This is a genomic window from Plantactinospora sp. WMMB782 (genome assembly GCF_049179135.1).
In the GTDB taxonomy this organism is placed as follows: Bacteria; Actinomycetota; Actinomycetes; order Mycobacteriales; family Micromonosporaceae; genus Plantactinospora.
The window spans coordinates 1,349,000-1,373,091 of sequence record NZ_JBMHMC010000007.1; the positions used below are offsets into that span (position 1 = coordinate 1,349,000).

At 73.0% G+C, this 24,092-nt stretch carries 20 protein-coding genes; 8 read left to right on the forward strand and 12 right to left on the reverse strand.

Going from position 1 to position 24,092, the window contains the following annotated elements; all coding sequences use genetic code 11:
- Positions 1 to 38 precede the first annotated feature (38 nt).
- From ACN28A_RS08000 to eno, 6 genes are all read right to left on the reverse strand, one after another.
- Positions 39 to 521 (reverse strand): hypothetical protein, encoded by a 483-nt coding sequence (locus tag ACN28A_RS08000; RefSeq protein WP_421393752.1) that lies wholly within the window; start codon positions 519 to 521, stop codon positions 39 to 41.
- Between the two features lie 192 nt (positions 522 to 713).
- Complete coding sequence (locus ACN28A_RS08005; RefSeq protein ID WP_421404225.1) at positions 714 to 1,661, reverse strand: exopolyphosphatase; 948 nt, start codon at positions 1,659 to 1,661, stop codon at positions 714 to 716.
- Positions 1,662 to 1,734: 73 nt separating this feature from the next.
- Positions 1,735 to 2,289 (reverse strand): amino-acid N-acetyltransferase, encoded by a 555-nt coding sequence (locus ACN28A_RS08010; RefSeq protein ID WP_421404227.1) that lies wholly within the window; start codon positions 2,287 to 2,289, stop codon positions 1,735 to 1,737.
- A gap of 56 nt (positions 2,290 to 2,345) precedes the next feature.
- Entirely contained in the window at positions 2,346 to 2,921 is a 576-nt protein-coding gene (locus ACN28A_RS08015; RefSeq protein WP_421404229.1) for a DUF501 domain-containing protein, read from the reverse strand.
- A 32-nt stretch (positions 2,922 to 2,953) separates the two neighbouring features.
- A complete protein-coding gene (locus ACN28A_RS08020) occupies positions 2,954 to 3,628 on the reverse strand; it encodes an FtsB family cell division protein (RefSeq protein WP_421393754.1) in 675 nt (224 codons plus the stop codon).
- Between the two features lie 66 nt (positions 3,629 to 3,694).
- Entirely contained in the window at positions 3,695 to 4,978 is a 1,284-nt protein-coding gene (gene eno, locus ACN28A_RS08025) for a phosphopyruvate hydratase (protein WP_421393756.1), read from the reverse strand.
- A 255-nt stretch (positions 4,979 to 5,233) separates the two neighbouring features.
- Here eno and ACN28A_RS08030 point away from each other — a divergent pair, with 255 nt between their 5' ends.
- Positions 5,234 to 5,947 (forward strand): hypothetical protein, encoded by a 714-nt coding sequence (locus tag ACN28A_RS08030; protein ID WP_421393757.1) that lies wholly within the window; start codon positions 5,234 to 5,236, stop codon positions 5,945 to 5,947.
- A 37-nt stretch (positions 5,948 to 5,984) separates the two neighbouring features.
- On the opposite strand, the gene ACN28A_RS08035 is transcribed toward ACN28A_RS08030, so the two are convergent.
- Positions 5,985 to 7,625, reverse strand: a complete 1,641-nt coding sequence (locus ACN28A_RS08035; protein ID WP_421393759.1) for a DUF885 domain-containing protein — start codon at positions 7,623 to 7,625, stop codon at positions 5,985 to 5,987.
- A gap of 139 nt (positions 7,626 to 7,764) precedes the next feature.
- Here ACN28A_RS08035 and ACN28A_RS08040 point away from each other — a divergent pair, with 139 nt between their 5' ends.
- The 4 genes from ACN28A_RS08040 to ACN28A_RS08055 all read left to right on the forward strand — a co-directional run bounded on the left by ACN28A_RS08040 (position 7,765) and on the right by ACN28A_RS08055 (position 11,682).
- On the forward strand, positions 7,765 to 8,898 hold the full coding sequence (locus ACN28A_RS08040) for a DMT family transporter (protein WP_421393761.1): 1,134 nt from the start codon (positions 7,765 to 7,767) through the stop codon (positions 8,896 to 8,898).
- Positions 8,899 to 8,908: 10 nt separating this feature from the next.
- Positions 8,909 to 10,081 carry a glycoside hydrolase family 3 N-terminal domain-containing protein gene (locus tag ACN28A_RS08045; protein ID WP_421393763.1) on the forward strand — a complete coding sequence of 391 codons (1,173 nt, stop codon included), beginning with the start codon at positions 8,909 to 8,911 and terminating at the stop codon, positions 10,079 to 10,081.
- 148 nt (positions 10,082 to 10,229) lie between these two features.
- The gene (locus ACN28A_RS08050; RefSeq protein WP_421393764.1) at positions 10,230 to 10,811 is read left to right on the forward strand and encodes a redoxin family protein; all 582 of its coding nucleotides are present in this window, start codon (positions 10,230 to 10,232) and stop codon (positions 10,809 to 10,811) included.
- A 7-nt stretch (positions 10,812 to 10,818) separates the two neighbouring features.
- On the forward strand, positions 10,819 to 11,682 hold the full coding sequence (locus ACN28A_RS08055) for a cytochrome c biogenesis CcdA family protein (protein ID WP_421393767.1): 864 nt from the start codon (positions 10,819 to 10,821) through the stop codon (positions 11,680 to 11,682).
- A 108-nt stretch (positions 11,683 to 11,790) separates the two neighbouring features.
- Here ACN28A_RS08055 and ACN28A_RS08060 read toward each other — a convergent pair whose 3' ends face one another.
- From ACN28A_RS08060 to ACN28A_RS08075, 4 genes are all read right to left on the reverse strand, one after another.
- On the reverse strand, positions 11,791 to 12,804 hold the full coding sequence (locus ACN28A_RS08060) for a nucleoside triphosphate pyrophosphohydrolase (protein ID WP_421404230.1): 1,014 nt from the start codon (positions 12,802 to 12,804) through the stop codon (positions 11,791 to 11,793).
- Positions 12,805 to 12,812: 8 nt separating this feature from the next.
- On the reverse strand, positions 12,813 to 13,559 hold the full coding sequence (locus ACN28A_RS08065) for a hypothetical protein (protein ID WP_421393769.1): 747 nt from the start codon (positions 13,557 to 13,559) through the stop codon (positions 12,813 to 12,815).
- 13 nt (positions 13,560 to 13,572) lie between these two features.
- Positions 13,573 to 17,217, reverse strand: a complete 3,645-nt coding sequence (gene mfd, locus ACN28A_RS08070) for a transcription-repair coupling factor (protein WP_421393771.1) — start codon at positions 17,215 to 17,217, stop codon at positions 13,573 to 13,575.
- Between the two features lie 272 nt (positions 17,218 to 17,489).
- Positions 17,490 to 18,428 carry a S1 family peptidase gene (locus ACN28A_RS08075; RefSeq protein ID WP_421393773.1) on the reverse strand — a complete coding sequence of 313 codons (939 nt, stop codon included), beginning with the start codon at positions 18,426 to 18,428 and terminating at the stop codon, positions 17,490 to 17,492.
- Positions 18,429 to 19,227: 799 nt separating this feature from the next.
- Here ACN28A_RS08075 and ppc point away from each other — a divergent pair.
- The 3 genes from ppc to ACN28A_RS08090 all read left to right on the forward strand — a co-directional run bounded on the left by ppc (position 19,228) and on the right by ACN28A_RS08090 (position 23,324).
- Positions 19,228 to 22,014, forward strand: a complete 2,787-nt coding sequence (gene ppc / locus ACN28A_RS08080) for a phosphoenolpyruvate carboxylase (protein WP_421393775.1) — start codon at positions 19,228 to 19,230, stop codon at positions 22,012 to 22,014.
- A 74-nt stretch (positions 22,015 to 22,088) separates the two neighbouring features.
- Complete coding sequence (locus ACN28A_RS08085) at positions 22,089 to 22,544, forward strand: GNAT family N-acetyltransferase (protein ID WP_421393778.1); 456 nt, start codon at positions 22,089 to 22,091, stop codon at positions 22,542 to 22,544.
- A 138-nt stretch (positions 22,545 to 22,682) separates the two neighbouring features.
- On the forward strand, positions 22,683 to 23,324 hold the full coding sequence (locus tag ACN28A_RS08090; RefSeq protein WP_421393780.1) for an N-acetylmuramoyl-L-alanine amidase family protein: 642 nt from the start codon (positions 22,683 to 22,685) through the stop codon (positions 23,322 to 23,324).
- 56 nt (positions 23,325 to 23,380) lie between these two features.
- On the opposite strand, the gene ACN28A_RS08095 is transcribed toward ACN28A_RS08090, so the two are convergent.
- Positions 23,381 to 24,091 carry an ABC transporter permease gene (locus ACN28A_RS08095; RefSeq protein ID WP_421393781.1) on the reverse strand — a complete coding sequence of 237 codons (711 nt, stop codon included), beginning with the start codon at positions 24,089 to 24,091 and terminating at the stop codon, positions 23,381 to 23,383.
- Between the last annotated feature and the right edge of the window lies 1 nt (position 24,092).

Here is a 24,092-nt window from a genome sequence, read left to right on the forward strand (position 1 = left end):
GTGGGGTGGGAGCCCGCAGTTTCCGGGAGAGAGTGGCCTCAAGCCCGTCGAGTAGCCACTCTTTCCCAGAAACTGACGGCCTCGACCAGATCGAGCCAGCAGGCCAGGTCCCAGCAGGTGCGACCGGGGATCGTCACGGGAATTCCCCGCCGGGACCGGACGTCGCCGGGGGTCAGGGTCCCGGTGTGCACCCGGAGCCCGGCCATCGGACCGAGTCGGGTACCGGCCGGCACCAGCACCTCGACCGGTGCGTCCGGCTCGGTGAGGCTCGGGACGCCGTACAGCACGGCGGCCGAACGTCCGGCGATCGCCGCACCCGCGGGTAGCAGCCACCGCGCGACGACAGCGCAGCGGGTGTGGTGCGGCACGGCCAGCTCGACGTCCGCGTAGATGCCCCGGAACAGCGGGCGCCAGGCGGAACTGCGGAGATCGTTCTTCGTCAACAGGCCACGGGCGACGGCCTGGGAACCCCGGAAGATGCGCCCGCGCAGTTCCGGCGGGCGTCGAGCCAGTCTGGACATCCCGCCACGCTGTCCGCACCCCACGCAACCGCGCCGCCCCCGTTGCGCGCCCTGTGCACAACGCCCACTCCTGTGGACAAGGACGATCCCACCAGGTTTCCGGAAGAGTTCCCTTCACCAGGGGCGGAGGGGACTCTTTCCCGGACTTAGGGGCTTGCCGGAACTAGCGGCTTCCCGGAATTAGCGGCTTGCTCAGCGGGTGAGGCTGTAGGCGATGCCGTCGAGGATGTCGCGCTCGCTGGCAATCACCGAATCCATCCCGGCCCGCTCCATGACGATCCTCAGCACCAGGGCGCCGGCGACGATCACGTCGGCCCGGCCGGGGTGCATCACCGGGATCGTCAGCCGCTCCGCCGACGAGCGGACCAGCAGCTCGTCGGTCACCCTCGCCACGTCGGCGTACGGGATGCGGGCGTGGTGGATCCGGTCCGGGCGGTACTCCGGCAGGCCCAGGGCGATCCCGGCGACAGTGGTCACCGAACCGGCCAGCCCGATCAGGGTGGCCGCCTCCCGTCCCGGCACCGCCGAGAGTGCCCGGTCCACCGCCGCCGTGATGTCCGCCTCGGCGGCCGCCAACTGCGCCGGCGTCGGCGGGTCGCCGGGCAGGTGCCGCTCGGTCATCCGGACGCAGCCGATGTCCACCGAGATCGCCGCGTCCACCGTCGCCGCCCCGCCACCGACCGGCCGCCCGCCGGCCACGAACTCCGTCGAACCGCCACCGATGTCGACCACCAGGTAGGGCGCCGGGACGTCGGGGCCGAGTCCGCGTACCGCACCGGTGAAGGAGAGCCTGGCCTCCTCGTCACCGGTCACCACCTCCGGCTCGACACCTATCGCGTCCACCACCATCGCCCGGAACTCGTCGGCGTTGGCGGCGTCCCGGGAGGCGGAGGTGGCACACATGCGTACGTCGGAGACGCCGAGCGACTCGATCGACTCGGCGTACCCGAGCAGGGCCCGGCAGGTCCGCTCCAGCGCCTCCGGCGCGATCCGGCCGGTCCGGTCGAGGTCCTGGCCGAGCCGGACGATCTCCATCCGCCGGACCACGTCGACCAGCTCTGCTTCCGGACCGGCGGACGGGTCCGGCAGGTCGGCCACGAGCAGCCGGATCGAGTTCGTGCCGCAGTCGATCGCGGCCACCCGGTTCTTCACGATCTTCACCCTACGTCGTCGGGGTCGCGGCGACCGGGTCGTCGTCGCGGCGGGAGGTCGTTCAGAGCCGGAGCAGCATCCGGACGTTGCCGAGGGTGTTCGGCTTGACGCGTTCCAGCCCGAGGAACTCGGCGACGCCCTCGTCGTAGGAGCGGAGGAGCTGCTCGAAGACCGGCTGCGGCACCGGTGCGCCGTCGATCTCCACGAATCCGAAACCGGCGAAGAACCGGGTCTCGAAGGTGAGCACGAAGACCCGGGCGATGCCCAGTTCCCGGGCGGTGGTCAGCAGCTCCGCCACGATCCGCTGGCCGATCTTCCGCCCCCGGTACGCCGGGTGCACCGCCACGGTCCGGATCTCGGCCAGGTCCTCCCACATCACGTGCAGGGCGCCGCAGCCGACCACCGTGCCGTCGTCGGCCGGGTCGGCCGCGACCCAGAACTCCTGGACGTCCTCGTAGAGCGTGACGGTGGCCTTGCTGAGCAGCCGCCGCTCGGGACTGTAGGTGTCGATCAGGTCGCGGATGCCGCGCACGTCGGCGGTCCGGGCCCGCCGGATCACCAGCTCGGCCGGCACCGGCGCCGCCTCCGCACCGACCCCGGGACCGGCGTCGGTCATCCGCTCAGCGCCGCGACCGGCGTCGGTCGACCGGCCGGCTCCATGATCGCCGTCGGTCATCCGGCCGGCTCCGCCGAGCGGGCCGAGGGCGCCGGCTCGACGCACGGGCCGCCCGCCCACCACTGCTCCAACAGTTCCAGCACCTCGTCGCCGAACGGGTTGACCCCGGGACCGGCGGCCAGCGCGTGCCCGAGGTGCACGTGCAGGCACTTCACCCGGCCCGGCATGCCGCCGGCCGAGATGCCGTCGATCTCCGGTACGGTGCCGATCGCCTCCCGCCGGGCCAGGTAGTCGCGGTGCGCCGCCCGGTAGTGCTCGGCCAGCTCCGGGTCGGCGGCGAGCCGCTCCTGCATCTGCCGCATCAGCCCGGCCGACTCCAGCCGGCTGCACCCGGCGACCGCACGCGGGCAGGTCAGATAGAACAGAGTCGGGAACGGGGTGCCGTCGGCGAGCCGGGGGGTGGTCTCCACCACGTCGGGCTGGCCGCACGGGCAGCGGTGCGCCACCGCCCGGGTGCCGCGCGGGGTCCTGCCCAGCTGGGCGGCGACGGCCGCCAGGTCCGCTCCGGTGGCCGGCTCCCGCACCGGTGCCGGCACACCGGCCGCCGCCGGCTCCGGGTGGGCACGATCCACCGCACCGGGTACGCCGGCCGGGTCGGAACCGCTCACCGGCCGGCCCTGTCCGGCTCGTTGGCCGCCTGCACGCTGGACCAGAGGGTGTCGTACCACGGCTTCGGCGGCTGATCGGCCGCCCTGGAGTCGAGCCCGGTGGCCCGGGCGGCGCCCTTCTCGTCGATCAGCACCACCAGCGGCGACTCGCCGGGCAGCACCATGTAGAACCGCTCCCTCGCCTGGATCTTGACGTATTCCGGGTCGTCCCAGAGCGCGGCCTCCTCGGTCAGGTCGCCGATGAGTTCCCGCTGCGCCTGCTGGGCCGCCTCGATCCGGGCGATGTCGGACTGCTGGTCGAGATAGACCCGGACCGGATAGGTGTACGCGAGCGCCAGCGCCACCAGCACGCCGACGAGTACCGTCGCGCGGCCGGTGTAGCGCCGGGGGTGCTGGGCGTACGTCCGCTTCACCGCGCGGGCGGCCACGGTCCGGCGGGCGGCGGCGGGCCGGCTGCCCGAGCGGGCGTCGCCGCCCCGGCCGGTGCCGGCGGCCCGGGTGGCCCCGGTCGCCCGGGTGGCCCCGGCGGAGCGGGCCTGGCCCTGGCGCGGCTCGGCCCGGTTGCCCGGTTCCCGGCCCGTGCTGCGGCCGGTCCGGGACGTCCCGGACCGGCCAGCACGGTCCGGCCGTCGAGCCGGGCCCTGCCCGCTCGGCGTACGGCGTTGTGTCATCGCCGTCGCACCCCTCCCCCGAAGGCTGACCCGGTCAGTTCGAAAGCCCCTTGGTTCGAAATCGGCTCAGTTCGAACGGTAACGCGGGAACGCGCCGGTGCCGGCGTACCGCGCCGCGTCGGCCAGCTCCTCCTCGATCCGGAGCAGCTGGTTGTACTTCGCCACCCGGTCCGAGCGGGCCGGGGCGCCGGTCTTGATCTGGCCACAGCCGGTCGCCACCGCCAGGTCGGCGATCGTGGTGTCCTCGGTTTCGCCGGAACGGTGGCTCATCATGCACTTGAAGCCGGCCCGGTGCGCCATGTCGACCGCCTCGAACGTCTCGGTCAGCGAACCGATCTGGTTCACCTTGACCAGTACGGCGTTCGCGCTCCGCTCGGCGATGCCCCGGGCGATCCGCTGCGGGTTGGTGACGAAGAGGTCGTCGCCGACGATCTGGATCCGCTCGCCGAGCGACCCGGTCAGCCCGGCCCAGCCGGACCAGTCGTCCTCGGAGAGCGGGTCCTCGATCGAGACGATCGGGTACTCGTCGGCCAGCTTGTGGTAGTAGGCCGTCATCTCGTCCGCCGTCTTGGTGCCGCCCTCGAAGGTGTAGACCCCGTCGGCGAAGAACTCGGTGGCGGCCACGTCGAGCGCGAAGACGATGTCGGTGCCGAGCCGGTAGCCGGCCTTCTCGACCGCCTCGGCGATCAGGTCCAGCGCGGTGGAGTTGGTCGGCAGGTCGGGGGCGAAGCCGCCCTCGTCGCCGAGGCCGGTGTTCAGGCCCTTCTTCTTCAGCACCGACTTGAGCGCGTGGTAGACCTCGGCACCGGAGCGCAGCGCCTCGCGGAACGAGGGGGCGCCGATCGGGGCGATCATGAACTCCTGCACGTCGACGTTGGAGTCGGCGTGCGCGCCACCGTTGAGGATGTTCATCATCGGCACCGGCAGCAGGTGCGCGTGCGGGCCGCCCAGGTAGCGGAAGAGGCTCAGCTCGGCGCTGCTCGCCGCGGCCTTGGCCACCGCCAGCGAGACCCCGAGGATGGCGTTGGCGCCCAGCTCCGACTTGCTGTCGGTGCCGTCGATGTCGAGCATCTTCTGGTCGATCAGCCGCTGCTCGCTGGCCTCGTAGCCGACGAGCTGGTCGACGATCCGCTCCTCGATGTTGCCGACCGCCTTCTCCACGCCCTTGCCGTTGTAGCGGTCGGAGTCGCCGTCGCGCAGCTCGATCGCCTCGAAGGCCCCGGTCGACGCGCCGGACGGCACCGCGGCCCGGCCGACCGTACCGTCGTCCAGCCCGACCTCGACCTCGACGGTCGGGTTGCCGCGCGAGTCGAGAATCTCCCGGGCGACGATCTGTTCGATGGTGGCCACTGTCCTGCTCCTCAAGAATTGAAGTCGATCCATCGACAGTCGGTCCGTCGACAGTCCATGGCGGTCCGTCCCCGTCGCGGCGGTGCGGCGCAGGCTCCCGCAGGGCAGCCTATCGGGCGGGTCCGGGGCGCCGGGCGTTGCCTCCGACTCCCGGCCGTCGGGCCGGGTCGGCCGAGGGAGACATTTGCGGATCTCCCTCACAGTACGTGGGAACCGGTTTGCGCGCGCTTGACCCGATCGTGAAGGCTGGGGGCCATGCCGGTTGTGTCTAACCCACTCCGGGCACTCGCGGGGGCGCTCATTTCCGTACTGGCGGTCTCGGGTTGTCAGACCCTGGACGACGCCGGTCGGGTGATCGGCCGGGCAGACCTGGTCAACGACCTGGCCGCCCGGCTGGACCGGTCGACCGAGCTGACCTACTCGGCCGACTACCAGCTTCCCGGTGGCCGGAACGCCTCGATCTCGCAGTCGCAGGACCCGTTGCGGGCCGCCTACACCTATCCCGGCGGCAAGCTGACCGTCACCGCCGACGCGACCACGGCCTGCGACACCAGCACCAGGAAACCGACCTGCACCGTCACCGCACCGCAGGCGGCGAACGCCGAGCCGTCGGTCGCCATCTTCGCGGACATGCGCAAACGCGGCCTGGTCGCCCCGCCGGTGGTGGTCGGCCTGCTCACCGCCGCCGCGCTCGACCCGGACGCGACGATCCGGCAGTACGACACCACGGTGGCCGGACGGCACGCCACCTGCGTGGAGGTCGACCAGCTCAGTGACGCCGAGACGGCCGCCTTCGACGCCTGCATCACCGGCGAGGGCGCGCTGGGCAGCTTCACCGGCACGGTCGACGGCACCGAACTGGAGGTGGCACTGAGCCGCTACCGGGACGCGGTGCAGAGCGGCGCCTTCGACCTGCCGGCCGGTGCCGGACTGATCGACCGACGCGCCGACGGCCAGCCGCCCGCCTGATCTCCGGGTCCCGGCTTCCGCGCCCCGCCTTGCGCTCTCAGGCCAGCTCGTAGCCGTCGTCCAGGCCGAGCAGGGCGGGCAGGTGGCGCGGTGCCGGGGAGCCGTGCGCCAGCATCGCGTCGTGCCACTGCCGCACCGGCACCCCGGCCGGGCGGCGCGCCGCGATCCCGGCAACCTGGTGGTAGCCGACGAAATAGGTGGAGAGCTGGGTCGAGGTGAGCAGGGCCCGCCGCCACTTGCCGGCCGCCTCGCCCTCCTCCTGGAAGCCCCGCCCGGTCATCAGTGCGAGCGCGTCGGACTCGGTCAGTTCCTCGCAGTGCGTCAACTGGTCGAGGATGGCGTTGATCGTCATCCGGAGCTGCATCTTGAGCTGCTGCAACCGTACCGCCAGGCCGCCGAAGCCCCGGGCGGCCATCATCTCCTCGGCGTAGACCGCCCAGCCCTCGACGAAGGTGCCGGAGTGGCCGAGCGCACGGGCCCGGCCGCTGCCCCGGTAGCGCCGGGCGTGCGCCAGTTGGAGGAAGTGCCCCGGCACCGCCTCGTGCACCGTCAGGTTGCGGATCATGTGGTCGTTGTACTCCCGGAAGAAGCTCTCCACCCGGGCCGCCGGCCAGTCCGCCGGGGTCGGCGCGATGCAGTAGTACGTCGGCACGGCGGCCGACTCCAGCGGCCCCGGCGCGTCGCAGTAGGCGACCGCGACCCCCCGGTCGTGTTCGGGCATCTCCCTGATCACGCAGGCGTCGTCGACGAGCGACACCAGTTCGGTGTCGGCGACGAAGTCGAGCACCTCACCGAGGGTGGTCCGGGCCAGCGGCACCACCGAGGAGTTGTCCGGGTGCTCGTCGGCGAGCAGGCCCAGCGCCTGGCGTACCGTCTCGTCGTCGGCCGGGCCGCCGACCAGCTCGACCGCCGCCGCGCGGATCTCCTCGGTCACCCGCTCCAGGTTCGCCCAGGCCGAGTCGAGCACCTGCCGGGCACCGAGTTCGGTGTCCAGGGTGTGCCAGAGCCGCGCCTCCCAGAGCCGGCGCCCCAGCCGGGGGTCCCGGCCCGGCGACACGTCGTCGCGCAGCCCGGCCCGGAGCCGGTCGGCGAAGCCGGTCAGCTCGCGGACCGCCTCCCGGGCGACCGGCTCGACCGTGTCCCGCAACCCGGGCGCCTCGGCCAGCAGCGCCGGCACCTGGTCCCGGACCAGCGCCGCCGTCCCCTCGAACTGCCCGACGGCGGTCTCGGCGTGGATCCGGGGCACGTCGCGGAGCACCGCCCTGGCCGTGGCCAGCGCGTCGGGTACGGCGGCCAGCCGCCCGGCCAGGCTGGTCAACCGCACCTCGGCCGGGGCGAACGGCCGGGCGAGCAGCGCGTGCAGCAGCGAGCCCGGGTTGTGCACCAGCGGGTTCCACTCGTACGCCCGCACCTCGGTCAGCTCGAAGATCCCCCGGTCCACGAGTGCGGTGAGCACCTCGTGGTCCACCCGTTCCGGGATGTCCAGTTCCTCGGCGTCCACCTCGGAGAGCGCGTGCGCGGCGTCCCGCAGCATCGCCACCCGGCCGGCGACCGCCTCGGCGGAAGGGTCCGGCAACCGGTCGTCGAACCGGTGGTCGCCGACCGAGGAGGCCAGCTCGGGGTCGCTGGCCAGCAGCGCGTCGACGATCCGTTCGGCGAGCGGGACGAAAGGCGGCATGGGGCAAACCTAGACGATCAGTTCGCGGCCCGAGGGCCGGCAGGCACCGCTCCGAGGACCGCGCACGACCCAATGGTCCTGTCGAGACGCCTTGGTTTGGCTCTGTAGTGCGGACCAAACGCCCCCTAGCGTCGATCCGGTGAAGGTCTCGAACCCGGTCGCGGTGCTGCTCTGCGTCAGCGGGATGGTGCTGGTCGGCAGCTCCGTCTCGATCAGCCAGCTGGTCCTCGACTATCCGCACCTGACCGGCCAGGCGGCCCGGTACGCACTCGCCGCCGCCGTACTCTTCGGGCTGCTCCGTCGCTTTCCCGGACTGCTGGCCGGCGGCACGCCCCCGCCCGGCCGACCGAACCGGCGGGAACTGGTCGTGCTGACCACCCTCGCGTTGACGGGGATGGCCGGGTTCAACGCCTGCATCCTGGTCGCACTGCCGCACGCCGACCCGGCCGTGGTCGGCACCTTCATCGGCGCCGCCCCGCTCGGACTCGCCCTGCTCGGCCCGCTCACCGCCGGCCGACGCCCCGCACCGCGGCTGGTCGGGGCGGCCGGGATCGTCGTCGCGGGCACCGTACTGGTGCAGGGCAGCGGCCGGGCCGACGCGGTCGGCATCGTCGCCTCGCTCGGCGCGTTCGGCGGTGAGATCGCGTTCTCGCTGCTGGCCGCCGTCGTACTCCCCCGGCTCGGGCCGGTACGCGTCGCCGCGTACAGCTGCGGGCTGGCCGTACCGTTGCTGCTGCTCGCGGCGGTCCTCGCGGGTGAACCGGCCCGGTGGCGGCTGCCCACCCAGGCCGAGGCCGCCGCGTTCGGCTACCTGGCGGCGATGATGACGGTGGTCGCCTTCCTCGCCTGGTTCACCGGGCTGCGCGCGCTCGGGGTGGACCGGGCCGGGGTACTCGTCGGGCTGATGCCGATCGCCACCCTGCTCACCGCGGCGGTCCAGGCCGGCCGGCCGCCGGACCCCGGGCAGAGCGTCGGGGTGCTGGTCGCGGCGGCCGGCATCGCCGTCGGGCTGACCGCCGGCCACCGCCGCCACCGTCACCGCGAACGCGGAACCCCCACCGCCACGAGCAGCAGCGGCGCGGACGCCATGGGGATGTCCGGAAGCGGCACCGGCGTGGGTGTGGGCGACACGGGGATGGCCGGAAGCGACACCGGCGTGGACGCGAGCGACGCGGGGAAGCCCGGCAGCGACACCGGCGTGGGTGTGGGCGGTACCGGCGTGGGTGTGGGCGGTACCGGCATTGTCCGGCGCGGGGGCGGTGACCGACCGTAGCGTGGGTCGGGTGGAGGGTCCTCGCCTCGGTCGCCGCCGACTGCTCGCCGGCCTCGGCTCGGCCACCGTGGCCGCCGCCGCCGGCTGCGGAAGCGGCGAGGCGCCGACCCGGCTCGCCGGCACCCCGTCCCGACGAGCCGGTCCGGGTGGGCGGGACGAGACCGCGCTACGCCGCAAGATCGCCAGCCTGCTCGTGGTCGGCTTCCGCGGCCAGCGGGCGTCCGAGGCCGACTGGGTCGTCAAGGCGATCCGGGAGGGGCTCGGCGGCGTCATCCTCTTCGACCGCGACCTCAGGACCGACACGGTACGCAACATCAGCTCGCCCGGCCAGGTGACCGCGCTGGTGAAGGCGCTCAAACAGGCGTCGCCCGGCCGGCTGCTCGTCACGATCGACCAGGAGGGCGGCCGGGTCGCCCGGCTCAATCCCGGCAACGGTTTTCCGGCCAGCCGCTCCCAGGCCGAGATCGGCCGGGCCGACTCCATCCCGACCACCCGGGCCTGGGCCGAAGGGCTGACACGCAGCCTCAGCTCGATCGGGGCGAACTTCAACTACGCCCCGGTGGTGGACCTGAACCTGCGCCCGGACGGCCCGGCCGTCGGCGCGCTCGACCGCAGCTTCTCGGCCAACCCGGACGTGGTGGTCCGGAACGCGACCGAGGAGGTACGGGTACACCGGGCCGCCGGGATCCGCACCTCGCTCAAGCACTTCCCGGGACTCGGCAGCGCGAGCGGGAACACCGACTTCACCGCCGTCGACGTCACCGACTCCTGGCGGGAGACCGAACTCGAACCGTTCCGGAAAATGATCGCCAACGGGGCCACCGACTCGATCCTGGTCGGGCACGTGATCAACCGGAAGCTCGACCCGGACCGGCCCGCTTCGCTGTCCCGGGCGGTCGTCACCGACCTGCTGCGCGACCGGCTCGGCTGGCGCGGCCCCGTGGTCAGCGACGACATCCAGGCGGTGGCGGTCACCAGCCGGTTCGGCCGGGACGAGGCGGTGGCGCTGGCCCTGACGGCCGGTGTCGACCTGCTGGTCTTCGGCAACCAGCAGGAGTACGACCCGAACGTCGTCGGGCAGACCCTGGACAACGTCGTCGGGCTGGTCCGCTCGGGTCGACTCACCGAGCAGCGGATCGACCAGGCGGTGGCCCGGGTCGACACGCTCCGCCCGACGGGCTGACCGGTAGGTCCAGTTGCACGGCGCCAACTCGGAGCGCGCGTGCCCGGAACGAGACCGGCATGGGGCAGACGTAAGCAGCCGGTAAGAACCGCACCGTCCCCACTGTGGATAGATTTGCCTGCACCTGACGGAAACACCTGGAGGTCGGATGGCAGGGGCAGGTCGGGCGGGAGCCCTCCTCGTCGCCGGTGCGCTCGCCCTGGCGGGCTGCGCGACGGACGCCGGCACACCGGCCGGGGCGGGCGACAGCACGCCGCCGGCCGCGTCGCCGAGTTCCGCTCCGGCAACGGCCGGGGCGAGCACACCGGCGAACACCGGGGCGGTGCCGGAGACGCTGCGGTTCACCGCCACCACGGTGACCGGTGAGACGTTCGACGCCACCGCCCTGCACGGCCGGCCGGTCGTGCTCTGGTTCTGGGCAGCCTGGTGTCCCCGCTGCCGGGCCGCCGCCGACGACGTCGCGAAGTTGCGGCAGAGCCACGGCGACCGGGTGCACGTGGTCGGCGTCGCCGGCCTGGACAGTGGCGACGAGGCCATGCGCAAGTTCGTCACCGACCAGGGCATCGACGGCTTCGTCAACCTCGCCGACGACAGCGGCGAGGTGTGGCGGCGGTTCGGCGTCACCAGTCAGGAGTACTACGTGCTACTCGACGCCGCCGGCACGGTCGCGTACAAAGGGACACTGACTCCGGGCGCCCTGCGCGACCGGGTCGCCGCACTGGCCGGGTGACGGCCCGGTGCTCGACGCCCCGTACGCCCTGGCCCTCGCCGCCGGGCTGCTGGCCGCGGTCAACCCGTGCGGCTTCGCGTTGCTGCCCGCGTACCTGTCGTTCCTGGTTCTTGCCGACGACGACGGCAGACGGTCCCGGGCGATCGGCCGGGCGCTCTGGTCGACCCTGGCGATGACCACCGGCTTCGTCGCGGTCTTCGGCGCGTTCGGTCTGCTCGCCGCCCCGCTTGCCGGCCTGCTCGCCGAGCACCTGCCCTGGGTGGGCATCGTGGTCGGCCTGGCCCTCGTCGGGCTCGGCGGCTGGCTGCTGGCCGGTCGCGAGTTGCCCGGTGCCGTTCCCAAGGTCGGTGCGAGTCCGGAGCTGACCCGCCGGTTCGGCTCCATGGCACTCTTCGGCGCCTCCTACGCCATCGCGTCGCTGGGTTGCACCGTCGGCCCGTTCCTCGCCGTGGTGGTGGCGGGTTTCCGCACCGACTCGATCGGCGCCGGAATCGGCCTCTTCCTCGCGTACGCCGCCGGCATGGCTCTGGTGGTCGGGCTGGCCGCGCTGGCGGTGGCGCTGGCCAAGGTCTCGCTGGTCCGTGGTCTGCGCCGGGCGGCACCGGTGGTCGGGCGGGTCGCCGGTGGACTGCTGGTGCTGGCCGGCGGCTACGTCGCCTGGTACGGCTGGTACGAGATCCGGGTCTTCCGGGGTGACGTCGACACCGACCCCGTCGTCGACGCCGCCGCCACCGTCCAGACCACGGTCGCCGGCTGGCTGGACAGCCTGGGGCCCGGCCCGATCGCGCTCGGCTTCGCCGCACTGCTGCTCGCCGGCACCACGGTCGGAACGACCCTGCGCGTCAGGCGCAGGGCCCGGCGGGAGAACTGAGATCTCCGCTGCCGGCGGCCATCCTGCTCGCCGTCGCCGCCCCGCTCGCGGTCAACCGCCCCGCTCGCCGTCAACCGCCCCGCTCGCCGTCAGCCGCCCCGCTCGCCGTCAGCCGCCCCGCTCGCCGTCAGCCGCCTGCTCGCCGTCGGCACGCTCCGCCGCCCGGACCACCGCCGCATAGTCCAGGATCGCCCGGCGCAACGCCGCCTCGGCGTCCAGCCCGGCCGCCTGGGCACCAGCCACCGTCGCCAGCAGGCTCGCACCCAGCCGGGCCGTCCCGTCCGCCCCGGCGGCCGGCTCCGGCGGCGGCACGGCGAGCCCGGCCCGGGCGACCCGGTGCAGCACCTTCGCCGCCAGCGCCAGCGCGGGCTGAGAGAACGCGACGCCGTCGAGCACCGAGTTCCGCGGCTTCTCGGCCTGCTTGATCCGCTCCCAGTTGTCCACGATCTCGTCGATGCCGCCGACCTCGGTGCCGGCGAAGACGTGCGGGTTGCGCCGGATCATCTTCGCCACCAGCCCACCGGCGACGTCGTCGATCGACCAGCGCTCACCCTCGGGCAGGTTCTCCGCCAGCCGGGCGTGCAGCACCACCTGCAACAGCACGTCGCCGAGCTCCTCGCGGAGCGCGCCGAGGTCGTCGGCGACGATCGCGTCGTACGCCTCGTAGCACTCCTCCAGCAGGTACCGCGCCAGGGAGGCGTGGGTCTGCGCCCGCTTCCACGGGTCACCGCCGGGCGAGGCGAGCCGGTCCATCACCTCGACCGCGTCCAGCAGCCGGGCGCCCGGCGGGTCCCAGGAGCCGTACATCAGCTCCAGCTCGGCCAGCCCGGGTTGGCGGGCCAGCCGCAGCCCCAGCTCGCGGGCCAGGTCCTCGTCGCCGGCCGGACCGGCCAGCCAGACCGCCGTACCGTGTTCGGCGACCGTGGCCAGCAGATCGGGCACCGGGGTCGGGGTGACGGTCACCTCGGCACCTGCCGTGCGTACCGCCGTGGCCAGTTCACTCTCCGCGCCGGCCAGCACCGGATGGCCGCGTACGACGTCCCAGGCGGGCGCGGTCAGCAGCCCGGCCGGCAGCCGGGGCGAGGTGACAAGCAGCACGATCCGGCCGGCCGGGCCGGGCAGTTCCCCGGTCAGCGGGCGTCGATCACGGTGTCGGAGCCGGCGGAGCCGATCGGCACGACAAGCGCCGGGCTGCCGTCCGAGAAGGTCAGCACCGGGTACTCCAGCGGCCGGTAGCGCGGGTTGACCGTGACGTCGGTGCTCTCCAGCGCCTCGGTCAGCACGTTACGCATGGCCAGCGCCCGACGGAGCACCTCACCGTCGAGCTGCTGCCCGGCCTCGCCGTCCTTGGCGTCCTTCGGGATCACCCCGGCCGCCCGGCCCCGGGCCACCACGTCCATCAGCTCCTGCTGGGTCGGCGCGACCGGCTGGGTCACCGGGATGCCGGCCCGGCAGGCGTCCAGCTCGGAGAAGAGCCGCACGTAGCGGGAGTTCGCCGGCAGGCCGGTCGCCTCGGCGACCCGCTCGACCGGGGCCTGCTCGGACGGCTCGAAGCCCTTGTCGGCGGCGAGCTTGAGGCAGACCTCCCGCATCACGAGCGTGCCGACCACCTCGGCCCGGCTCGGCGTCTTCGGCTCGGGCGCGTCCGGCGCGGGCGTGGCGGCCGGCTCGGCGCCGGCCTGCTCGATGGCGGCCGGCTCGGCGGCCGGCGACGCCTTGCTCCGGACGTCGTCCAGCACCGAGGAAACCTCGTCCTCGGTGATCTTCTTATCCCCGAGGTAGACGGCGACGCTGGAGTCGGACCGGCAGGCGGACAGGACGGTGCTGCCGAGCACGGCGATGACCGCGATCGACGCCAGACGACGGGCACGCTGCATGCTCGACACTCTCTCACGCACCGCCGCGCCCCGACGGCACGGGGTCACCCAGCTCGCCGAGCACGTCCTTGAGGAGTTGGGCGCACCAGTCCAGCAGTGCCTGGTCCCGCAGCGGCTCGCCGCCGATCCGGCGGGTCGTCGGGCGCGGCACGCTCACCTGGTCGGTCGCCGACTTGTAGACCGCGTCCGGGTGGTAGCGCTTGAGCCGCAGCTGCTTCGAGTCCGGCAGCGGCAGCGGGGAGAACCGGACGTGCCGGCCCTGCACCGAGACGTCGCTCAGCCCGTACGCCCGGGCCAGCAGCCGGAACCGGGCCACCGCCACCAGGTTGCCGACCTGCTCCGGCGGCTCGCCGTACCGGTCGGTCATCTCGGCGACCACCTCGGCCAGCCGGGACGCGTCCCGGGCCTCGGCGAGTTTGCGGTACATCTCCAGGCGCAGCCGCTCCACCCCGATGTAGTCGTGCGGCAGGTGCGCGTCGACCGGCAGGTCGACCTTGATGTCGGCCTCCTCCTCCGGCCGCTCGCCCTTGAACGCCTGCACCGCCTCACCGACCATCCGGACGTAGAGGTCGAAACCGACCCCCTCGATGTGCCCGGACTGCTCGCCGCCGAGCAGGTTGCCGGCGCCCCGGATCTCCAGGTCCTTCATCGCCACGTACATCCCGGCGCCCAGCTCGGTGTGCTGGGCGATGGTGGCCAGCCGCTCGTGCGCGTGCTCGGTGAGCGGCTTCTCCGGCGGATAGAGGAAGTACGCGTACGCCCGCTCCCGACCCCGGCCGACCCGGCCCCGGATCTGGTGCAGCTGGGCCAGCCCGAGCAGGTCGGCCCGCTCCACGATCAGCGTGTTGGCGTTCGGGATGTCGATGCCGGACTCGACGATCGTGGTGCAGACCAGGACGTCGTACTCCTTCTCCCAGAAGCCGACCATGACCTTCTCCAGGGCGTCCTCGCCCATCTGGCCGTGCGCGACCGCGACCCGGGCCTCCGGCACCAGCTCCCGGATCCGCCGGGCCGCCCGGTCGATCGACTCGACCCGGTTGTGCAGGTAGAAGACCTGGCCGTCGCGGAGCAGCTCGCGGTGGATCGCGGCGGCGACCTGCTTGTCGTCGTAGGCCCCGACGAAGGTGAGCACCGGGTGCCGCTCCTCCGGCGGGGTGGCGATCGTCGACATCTCCCGGATGCCGGTGATCGCCATCTCCAGGGTCCGCGGGATCGGGGTCGCCGACATGGTCAACACGTCCACGGCGGTCCGGAGCGTCTTCAGGTGCTCCTTGTGCTCCACCCCGAAGCGCTGCTCCTCGTCCACCACCACCATGCCGAGCGACTTGAACCGGGTCGCCGCCTGGAGCAGCCGGTGCGTACCGATCACGATGTCGGCGCTGCCCTCGGCGGCGGCGGCGAGGGTCGCCTCGGCCTCCTTCGGGGTCTGGAACCGGGAGAGCTGCCTGATCGAGACCGGGAACTGTCCCATCCGCTCGGCGAAGGTGTTGTAGTGCTGTTGCGCCAGCAGGGTGGTCGGGACCAGCACGGCCACCTGCTTGCCGTCCTGCACCGCCTTGAACGCGGCCCGCACCGCGATCTCGGTCTTGCCGTAGCCGACGTCGCCGCAGATCAGCCGGTCCATCGGGACCGACTGCTCCATGTCCCGCTTGACCTCCTCGATCGCCGCGAGCTGGTCCGGCGTCTCGGTGTACGGGAAGGCGTCCTCCAGCTCCCGCTGCCACGGGGTGTCCGGGGCGAACGCGTGCCCCCTGGACGCCTTGCGGGCGGCGTAGAGCTGGACGAGCTGGGCGGCGATCTCCCGGACCGCCTTGCGGGCCCGCGCCTTGGCCTTCTGCCACTCGGCGCCACCCATCTTGTGCAGGGTGGGCTGCTCGCCTCCCACGTAACGGGAGAGCTGGTCGAGCTGGTCGGTGGGGACGAAGAGCCGGTCGCCGGGCTGGCCGCGCTTGCTTGCCGCGTACTCGATGACAAGGTATTCCCGGTCGGCGCCGTTGACGGTGCGCTGCACCAGCTCGACGTACCGGCCGATGCCGTGCTGCTCGTGCACCACGTGGTCGCCGGCCCGCAGCTCCAGCGGGTCGATGGTGTTGCGCCGCCGGCTCGGCATCCTGCGCATGTCCCGGGTCGACGCGCCCCGCCCGCCGGTGATGTCGTTGCCGGTCACCACCGCGATCCGGGACGCGCCGTCCAGGAAGCCGTGGTTGAGCGAGCCGCAGGTGACAAGCAGCTCGCCGGCACCGGGCGGCGCCGGCACGTGCTCGGTCAGCGCCGCGCCGAGGCCGGCGTCCCGGAGCACCTCGACGGCACGCTGGGCCGGCCCGTGCCCCTCGAAGACCAGCGCCACCGCCCAGCCCTCGCCGACCCAGCGCTTGAGGTCGTCGACCACCCGGGCGGTCTCGCCGTGGTAGAGCGGCACCGGCTGGGCGGCCAGGGCCAGCGCCTCGCCGGTGTCCGGCACCACCGTCACCGCGGGTTCCGGCTCCACCGCCCACGGCTCGGGTGTGGCGGCCGGTCCGGGAGCGGCCTCGGCCAGGCCGAACGGTGAGGCCGACCACCAGGGCTGGCCGAGGGCGGCGGCGGTGCCGCGTACCTCGGCCAGGGTCCGGAAGGCGGCGGCGCCGAGGTCCACCGGGGCCTGGCCGCCGACGGCGGCCGCCGCCCAGCTGGCCTCCAGGAACTCCGCCGAGGTACGCACCAGGTCGTGCGCCCGGGTCCGGATCCGCTCCGGGTCGCAGAGCAGTACGTGGCTGCCGGCCGGCATGCAGTGCAGCAGCAGTTCGAGCGAGTCGGCGCCGACCAGGGCCGGGGCCAGCGACTCCATCCCCTCGACCGGGATCCCCTCGGCGAGCTTGTCCAGGATCTCGGCCAGCTCCGGGTGCTCGGCGGCCAGCTCGGCGGCCCGCCGCCGGACCGGCTCGGTGAGCAGCAGCTCCCGGCAGGGCGGTGCCCAGAGCGCCGGCACCGCCTCGATGGTCCGCTGGTCGGCGACGGCGAAGGTGCGGATCTCCTCGACGTCGTCGCCCCAGAACTCGACCCGGGAGGGGTGCTCGTCGGTCGGCGGGAAGACGTCCAGGATGCCGCCCCGGACGGCGTACTCGCCGCGCTTGGTGACCAGGTCCACCCGGGCGTACGCCAGGTCGGTGAGACGCCTGGCGGTCTCCTCCAGCCCTGCCTCGGCGCCGGGCGCGAGCCGGACCGGCTCCAGGTCGCCGAGACCCTTGAGCTGCGGCTGCAACACCGAGCGGACCGGGGCGACCACCACCCGGACCGGGCCGGCGTGCTCGGACAGGTCGGGGTGGGCCAGCCGGCGCAGTACGGCGAGCCGCCGGCCGACGGTGTCGGAGCGGGGCGAGAGCCGCTCGTGCGGCAGGGTCTCCCAGGCCGGGTAGACGACTACCTGCTCGGGCGGGAGTAGGCTGCCCAGCGCGGTGGCCAGGTCGTCGGCCTCCCGGGTGGTGGCGGTCACGGCCAGCACCGGCCGGCCCGCCCCGCCCGCCTCCTCGCCGGCTGCCACGGCGGCGACCAGGAATGGTCGCAGCGCGGGTGGCGCGGTCAGGTCGAGCCCGTCGACCTCTGACCCACCGGTACGGGCCAGCGCCCGGACCCGGCCCAGCGCGGGATCACGGAGCGCGGCGGTGAGTAGACCGGTTAGCACGATCACAACCTCTGGCTGAGCACGCGGAAAATGCCCCGCGCCCAGGTCGGGCGGGGGGGTCGGGGTGAGGAGGTCCTCCGGCCCGGCCGATGCCGGTGACGCCGGGGTCCTGCCCAACACCGCCGCCAAGCCTATCGCCTGGCGCCGACGAACTCGGCGGCGACGACCCACCGGCCGGTCGCCGACCGGAGACCGGGGCTGATCCGGAGGGGCTGGAACGCCGACCGCCCCCGGCCGGATACCCGGCCGGGGGCGGATTTTGCCGTACGCCGTTAGACCCCCGCGAGCCAGCGGTGCAGGTCGGCTGACGAAGGGGTACCGGCCGTAGCGGAGTTGGCACGCGGTGGCACCACGCCGGTCCTGATCACCTCGTCGATCCAGTCCCGGTAGTAGACGGCCGAGGTGTAGATCGTGGGGGACACCCCACAGGCCGCGCTGGTTTCCCGGCTTGCGCCACCGAGCACCCGCCACTCACCGTGGGCACGCCGGAGGCCGGGGCCGCCGCTGTCGCCGTAGCAGACGCCCGCACCCCCTGGGCTGTCGAAGCAGATCTCCCCCTCGCTGATGGGGAGGCCGCCCATCTCGCAATCCTGGTTGGGAAGCACCCGGACGTCCAGTTCCTGGAGGATCTCGGGGTAGACCGGATTGTTGCGATCAGGAGTGATCGATCCCCAGCCGAGGATCCGACCGATGTTTGTCGCGGTCCCGGTCTCGGACGTCGCCAGCCGGTAGGGCTGGACCGGCACCGGGTTGGGCAGCCGCACCAGCGCGATGTCGGCCACCCGGTCATCGCCCGCTCCCCAGTCCCACTCGGAGTGGATGAGGAATTCGGCGACCGGGCTGACGAACCCGCCCGACGTGCGATCGTGGGATCCGATCCGTACGCGCAGGTTCGCGGGGTCGAGCGGCACGGGCGCGGCGCCGGTGAGGTCCCAACCGCAGTGGGCGTTCGTCAGCAGGAACCGCGGGTGGATCAGGGTCGCGCCGCAGCTGTTCCAGTACGGGTCGCCGTTGCGCGTCCATTGGATGGAGGCCATCCCCGGGTACGGTTCGCTGGCGTTCCGACCGCCGACGACGAGCGGCACCACGTCCGAGGTGGACGGTGCGTCCGGTGTCGCGCTGGCGGAGACCGGGCCGGCCGGCAGCGCGGAGGCGAGTAGCCCCACCAGCAGCGCACCGGCGCCGATCAGTCGTTTGGTAGTCCGCTTCAAAGGGATCTCCTTACTCTGGTTTCCCCGCTGCTCACGCAGGGGTGGGCCGCCGCTGGGTCGCGGCGGAGCGGGTGGCGGCGCGAGACCGATCAGGTCGGAGCACGCAGGGTCGATGAGAATCGACGGATGACGCAGCCGACGTCCACATCGGATGGGCGCGCCAACGCCCGAGAGGTTACCGTCGGGACGATCTTCGCGCTGCCCCGAAACCAGTCGTACTCATAGAAGGCGGCGAAGCGCCGGGGCGGCGGCGTCCGGGACCCGGGCGCCCGGTCACCACCGCCGCACGGACCATCTTCGATCTTGGTAGTTCCGCTTCGACGCACACGTGCCCGCCGCAGCACCCGGCCCGCGGGCCACCGCGCCGGGACCACGAGTCGCGGAGCGCGGCGGTGCGCAGGCCAGCGAGCACCAAGATCACAAACTTGCGGACGGGCAGCGGGAAGTGCCCCACGCGGGGTGCGGGGATGGCGGTGGTCGAGCCCGACCCTGATCTCGCCGGACCGGACAGCCGGTGGGCGCACGGCCGGGGCAGCTCGACAGTCTGCGTACCGGGGTGGTCGGCCAGGTCAGGCGACCGGATAGCCAGCCCCCGAGCACGGGGTGAGCAAACTAACGATCATCCACCGCAGGCGCCTGAAAGTAGGCATAAAGTATCTTTCCGGCCGCCGAATCGACCCGATCCGTACCGGTACCCAGCTGCTCCGGCACGAGTCTCGTTAGCGTTCCGGGAGCGGCCGCCGATAACATCCCCTGTGTCGGACAACGCTGTCCTCCGTACTCGATCAAGGAGCGCACGGTGACCGACCAGCATGACCACGACGGGCCCGACGCCGCACTGCGGGCCGACATCCGCCGGCTCGGCAAGCTCCTCGGCCAGACCCTCGCCCGCCAGGAGGGTCCGCCCCTGCTCGACCTGGTCGAGGAGGTCCGGGCGCTGGTCCGGCACGACGCGGAGGCGGCCGCCCAGCGGCTCGGCGCGATGGACGTCACCACCGGCACCAAGCTGGCCCGCGCCTTCTCCACCTACTTCCACCTGGCCAACATCACCGAGCAGGTGCACCGCTCCCGCGAGCTGCGCCGGCAGCGGGCCGCGCACGGTGGCTGGCTGGACCAGGCCGCCCGGCTGATCCGGGAGCGCGGGGTGGCACCCGAGGAGATCGCCTCGGTCGCCCGCCGGCTCTCCGTCCGGCCGGTCTTCACCGCACATCCGACCGAGGCGGCCCGCCGGTCGATCCTGTCCAAGCTGCGCGCCGTCGCCGACGAACTCGACGCCGAGGCCGCCGCCGCGATCCTCTACGGCGCCAGCGACGAGGGCCCGGCCAGCCGGCGCCTCGCCGAACTGCTCGACCTGCTCTGGCAGACCGACGAGCTGCGGCTGGACCGGCCGGACCCGACCGACGAGGCCCGCAACGCCATCTACTACCTGCGCGACCTCTACGCCGAGGCGGCCCCGCAGGTCCTCGACGACCTCGCCGACACGCTGCGCGGGCTCGGCGTGGAGACCGCACCGACCGCCCGGCCGCTCAGCTTCGGCACCTGGATCGGCGGCGACCGGGACGGCAACCCCTTCGTCACCCCGCAGGTCACCCGGGACGTGCTGCTGATCCAGTACGAGCACGGCATCCAGGCGACCGAGGCGGCGATGGAGGCGCTGATCAACGAGATCTCGGTCTCCCGCCGGCTGCGCGGGGTCAGCCTCGACCTCTCCGCCAGCCTCGCCAAGGACCTCGACGCGCTCCCCGAGGTGGCCCCCAGGTTCCGCCGGGTCAATGCCGAGGAGCCGTACCGGCTCAAGGCCCGGTGCGTCCGCGCCAAGCTGGCCAACACCCGGCGCCGGCTCAACCAGGGCACCGCGCACGTGCCGGGGCGGGACTACCGGGGCTCCGCCGACCTGCTCGCCGACCTGGAGCTGATGCGCGCCTCGCTGGCCCGCAACTCCGGCCAGCTCACCGCGGTCGGCCGGCTCGCGTCGGCGATCCGCACCGTCGCCGCCTTCGGGCCGCACCTGGCGACGATGGACATCCGGGAGCACGCCGAGGCGCACCACGTGGTGCTTTCCCAGTTCTACGCCCAACTCGGCGAGGTGCCGGACTATGCGGCGCTGAGCCGCACCGAACGGACCAAGCTGCTCGCCGAGGAGCTCTCCGGGCGGCGGCCGCTCTCCACCATGGACACGCCGCTCACCGAGCCGGCCCGGAAGACCTTCGACGTCTTCGGGACCATCCGCGAGGTGCAGGGACGGTTCGGCGTCGAGGTGATCGAGTCGTACATCATCTCGATGACGCTCGGTGTCGACGACGTACTCGCCGCGGTGGTGCTGGCCCGGGAGGCCGGGCTGGTGGACGTGCACACCGGCCGGGCCCGGGTCGGCTTCGTGCCGCTGCTGGAGACCCCGGCCGAACTGGACGCCGGGGGCGAACTGCTCGACGAGATGCTGTCGCTGCCGGCGTACCGGGCGATCGTGGCGGCCCGGGGCGACGTCCAGGAGGTGATGCTCGGCTACTCCGACTCCAACAAGGAGGCCGGGATCACCACCTCGCAGTGGTCCATCCACCGGGCCCAGCGGGCGCTGCGGGACGTGGCCGCCCGGCACAACGTACGGCTGCGGCTCTTCCACGGCCGGGGTGGCACGGTCGGCCGGGGCGGCGGCCCCACCCACGAGGCGATCCTCGCCCAGCCGTACGGCACGCTGGACGGCGAGATCAAGGTGACCGAGCAGGGTGAGGTCATCTCCGACAAGTACACCCTGCCCTCGCTGGCCCGGGAGAACCTGGAGCTGACCCTGGCGGCGGTGTTGCAGAGCACCCTGTTGCACACCACCCCCCGGCAGCCGGCCGAGGCGCTGGACCGCTGGGACGCCACCATGGACGTGGTCTCCGGCGCCGCCTACCGGCGTTACCGCTCGCTGGTGGAGAACCCGGACCTGCCGGCCTACTTCTGGGCCTCCACCCCGACCGAGCTGCTCGGCGCGCTGAACATCGGCTCCCGGCCGGCGAAGCGGCCGAACACCGGCGCCGGGCTGTCCGGGCTGCGCGCCATCCCGTGGGTCTTCGGCTGGACCCAGACCCGGCAGATCGTCCCCGGCTGGTTCGGCGTCGGGACGGGGCTGGCCGCCGCCCGGGAGGCCGGGATGGGCGACGTACTGGCCGAGATGCACCGGGCCTGGCACTTCTTCGGCACATTCCTGTCGAACGTCGAGATGATGCTGAGCAAGACCGACCTGACGATCGCCCGCCGGTACGTCGAGACCCTGGTGCCGGAGCCGCTGCACCCGATCTTCCACCTGATCGAGGCGGAGTACGAGCTGACCAAGCAGGAGGTGCTGGCGATCACCGCCTCGCCGGCCCTGCTGGAGAACTCCCCGGTGCTGCAACGCACCCTCGCCGTCCGGGACACCTACCTGGAGCCGCTGCACCACCTCCAGGTGGCGCTGCTGCGACAGTACCGCGACTCGGGTGCGGCCGGGCGGGCCGTGGCCACCGCGCCCGGCGGCCGGCGCGCTCCCGGCGAGGGTACGGCGCTGGAGCGCGCCCTGCTGACCACCGTCAACGGCATCGCCGCCGGGATGCGCAACACCGGCTGACCCCGCCCGGCTGCACCCTGCGGCACGCGGAGCCCGGAGTCGTCGTACGCCACGAGCTGCCCACGGGAGGAACGATGGCGGTGACCGTACGCCGGGCGGGGCCGGTGGACGCGCCGGCGCTGGCCCGGTTGCGCTGGCGGTGCTGGGCCGAGGGGCGGGACGGTCCGGCTGCCGACCGCGACGTCTACCTGGAGGTCTTCACCAGCTGGACGGTCGACCACCTCGCCACCCACCTGCCGTTCCTGGCCGAGCTGGACGGCCGGATCGCCGGAATGGCCTGGCTGATGCTCGCCGAGCGGGTGCCGAGCCCCGACACGCTGTCCCGGCGCACCGGCGACGTGCAGTCGGTCTACGTCATCCCGGAACTGCGCGACCGGGGAGTCGGCCGGGTGCTGCTGGAAGCCGTACTCGCCGAGGCCAGGCTCCGGGAACTCGAACACGTCACGGTGCACGCCAACGACCGGGCGACGCCGTTCTATCTGCGGGCGGGTTTCGTCGAGGGACGGAACTGGCTGGAGTGGCGCCCCTGAGGATGCCACCATCTTCGCCCCCCGGGGTCTTGACATCGACGCGTCTTGATGTCGAAAATTTACGCCATCGCGGCGGCCAGTGAAAATTATCGGCCCCGGCTCGGCGTCGTCCACCCACTTACCCCCGGGGAGGAATCCATGTCCGACGCACCCCTACTGCGTAGACGAACCCTGCTGGCCGCGGTCGCCGGGATCGCGACCGCACCCCTGCTCGCCAGTCCCGCGCAGGCCGCACCACCCAAGATCTACCTCGACCCCGGACACGGCGGCACCGACCCCGGCGCGGTGGGCAACGGCCTCCAGGAGAAAGCCCTGACCCTCGACATCGCGCTGCGCACCCGCACCGTCCTGCAGAGCAACTGGGACGTCTCGATCCGGATGTCCCGCACCACGGACATCACCCGCAGCCTGAGCTACCGCAGCAGCGACGCCAACTCCTGGGGCGCCAACATCTTCGTGAGCATCCACATCAACGCCGGTGGCGGCACCGGCTTCGAAAGCTACGTCTACCCGGTCACCAGCACCGCCACCCTGCGGCTCCAGGACGACGTGCACGCGGCCGTGCTGAGCAGCGCCCGCACCGTCGGCTCGGTCACCGACCGGGGCCAGAAGACGGCGAACTTCCAGGTCCTCCGGGAGACCGCGATGTCGGCGGTACTCACCGAGAACCTCTTCATCGACCGGGCCGCCGACGCCGCCCTGCTGGCCCGCGCGGACTTCCGGCAGGCGCTCGCCGTCGGGCACGCCCGGGGAATCGCCAGGTACTTCGGCCTCGCCTGACCCGCGGGCGGCCGCGGGCGGCCGTGGGCCGGACGGGCCCACGGCCGCCGCGTCGGTCAGCTCGTCTCGCCGGCCACGCTGAAGGTGCGCAGCCGACGGATCGCCAGCGCCGTGAAGCCGAGGGTGAAGAGCACGGTCATCACGATCGCCACCGGCAGCGACACCGACCCGTCCAACAGCACACTCGGGGCCATCCGGTCGGTGAGCGTCACCACGTACTGCTGCACCGACAACGTCCGGGTGCCGCTGACGATGTTCGTCAGCAGGCCCTCCCAGATCAGCACGTAGACCAGACCGAGCAGCACCGGGCGCCGGGTCAGCAGGCTCAACGCCAGGAAGAACGCCGAGTACGCCAGCGCGCCCACCGCGCTCGCGGCGGCCAGCCCGAGCCCGAAGCGGACCGACTCGGCGAGTACCCCGGCGACGTAGAGCGGCACGGCGACGGTGAGCGCGGTGACCCCGGTCGCCACGGCCAGTTTCGGCAACACGATCTGCCACCGGGGCAGCGGCTTGGTCAGGATGTGCAGCAGCGTGCCGTCGTCGATCTCGGAACCGAGCACACCCGTACCGACGATCAGCGCGGTGACCGGCAGCAGCACGCCGAGCCCGAGCCCGTACACCACCGGCTGGCCCCACTGGGCGGCGTCGACGCCGGCCGAGCGGGCCAGCACGGCGAGCCCGACCAGCAGCACCGGCAGCGGGAAGAGCAGCAGGAACCGGCGCCGGCCGAAGAGCCCCCGCGCGGTGATCCAGGAAACAGTCGACATT

What these genes read in the sequence shown, in the direction of transcription:
- ACN28A_RS08085 (WP_421393778.1), top strand. Translation starts at nt 22,089, where the DNA reads ATGGCGGTGACCGTACGCCGGGCGGGGCCGGTGGACGCGCCGGCGCTG.
- ACN28A_RS08020 (WP_421393754.1), bottom strand. Translation starts at nt 3,628, where the DNA reads ATGACACAACGCCGTACGCCGAGCGGGCAGGGCCCGGCTCGACGGCCG.
- ACN28A_RS08035 (WP_421393759.1), bottom strand. Translation starts at nt 7,625, where the DNA reads ATGCCGCCTTTCGTCCCGCTCGCCGAACGGATCGTCGACGCGCTGCTG.
- ACN28A_RS08030 (WP_421393757.1), top strand. Translation starts at nt 5,234, where the DNA reads ATGCCGGTTGTGTCTAACCCACTCCGGGCACTCGCGGGGGCGCTCATT.
- ACN28A_RS08090 (WP_421393780.1), top strand. Translation starts at nt 22,683, where the DNA reads ATGTCCGACGCACCCCTACTGCGTAGACGAACCCTGCTGGCCGCGGTC.
- ACN28A_RS08010 (WP_421404227.1), bottom strand. Translation starts at nt 2,289, where the DNA reads ATGACCGACGCCGGTCCCGGGGTCGGTGCGGAGGCGGCGCCGGTGCCG.
- ACN28A_RS08095 (WP_421393781.1), bottom strand. Translation starts at nt 24,091, where the DNA reads ATGTCGACTGTTTCCTGGATCACCGCGCGGGGGCTCTTCGGCCGGCGC.
- ACN28A_RS08050 (WP_421393764.1), top strand. Translation starts at nt 10,230, where the DNA reads ATGGCAGGGGCAGGTCGGGCGGGAGCCCTCCTCGTCGCCGGTGCGCTC.
- ACN28A_RS08000 (WP_421393752.1), bottom strand. Translation starts at nt 521, where the DNA reads ATGTCCAGACTGGCTCGACGCCCGCCGGAACTGCGCGGGCGCATCTTC.
- ACN28A_RS08065 (WP_421393769.1), bottom strand. Translation starts at nt 13,559, where the DNA reads ATGCAGCGTGCCCGTCGTCTGGCGTCGATCGCGGTCATCGCCGTGCTC.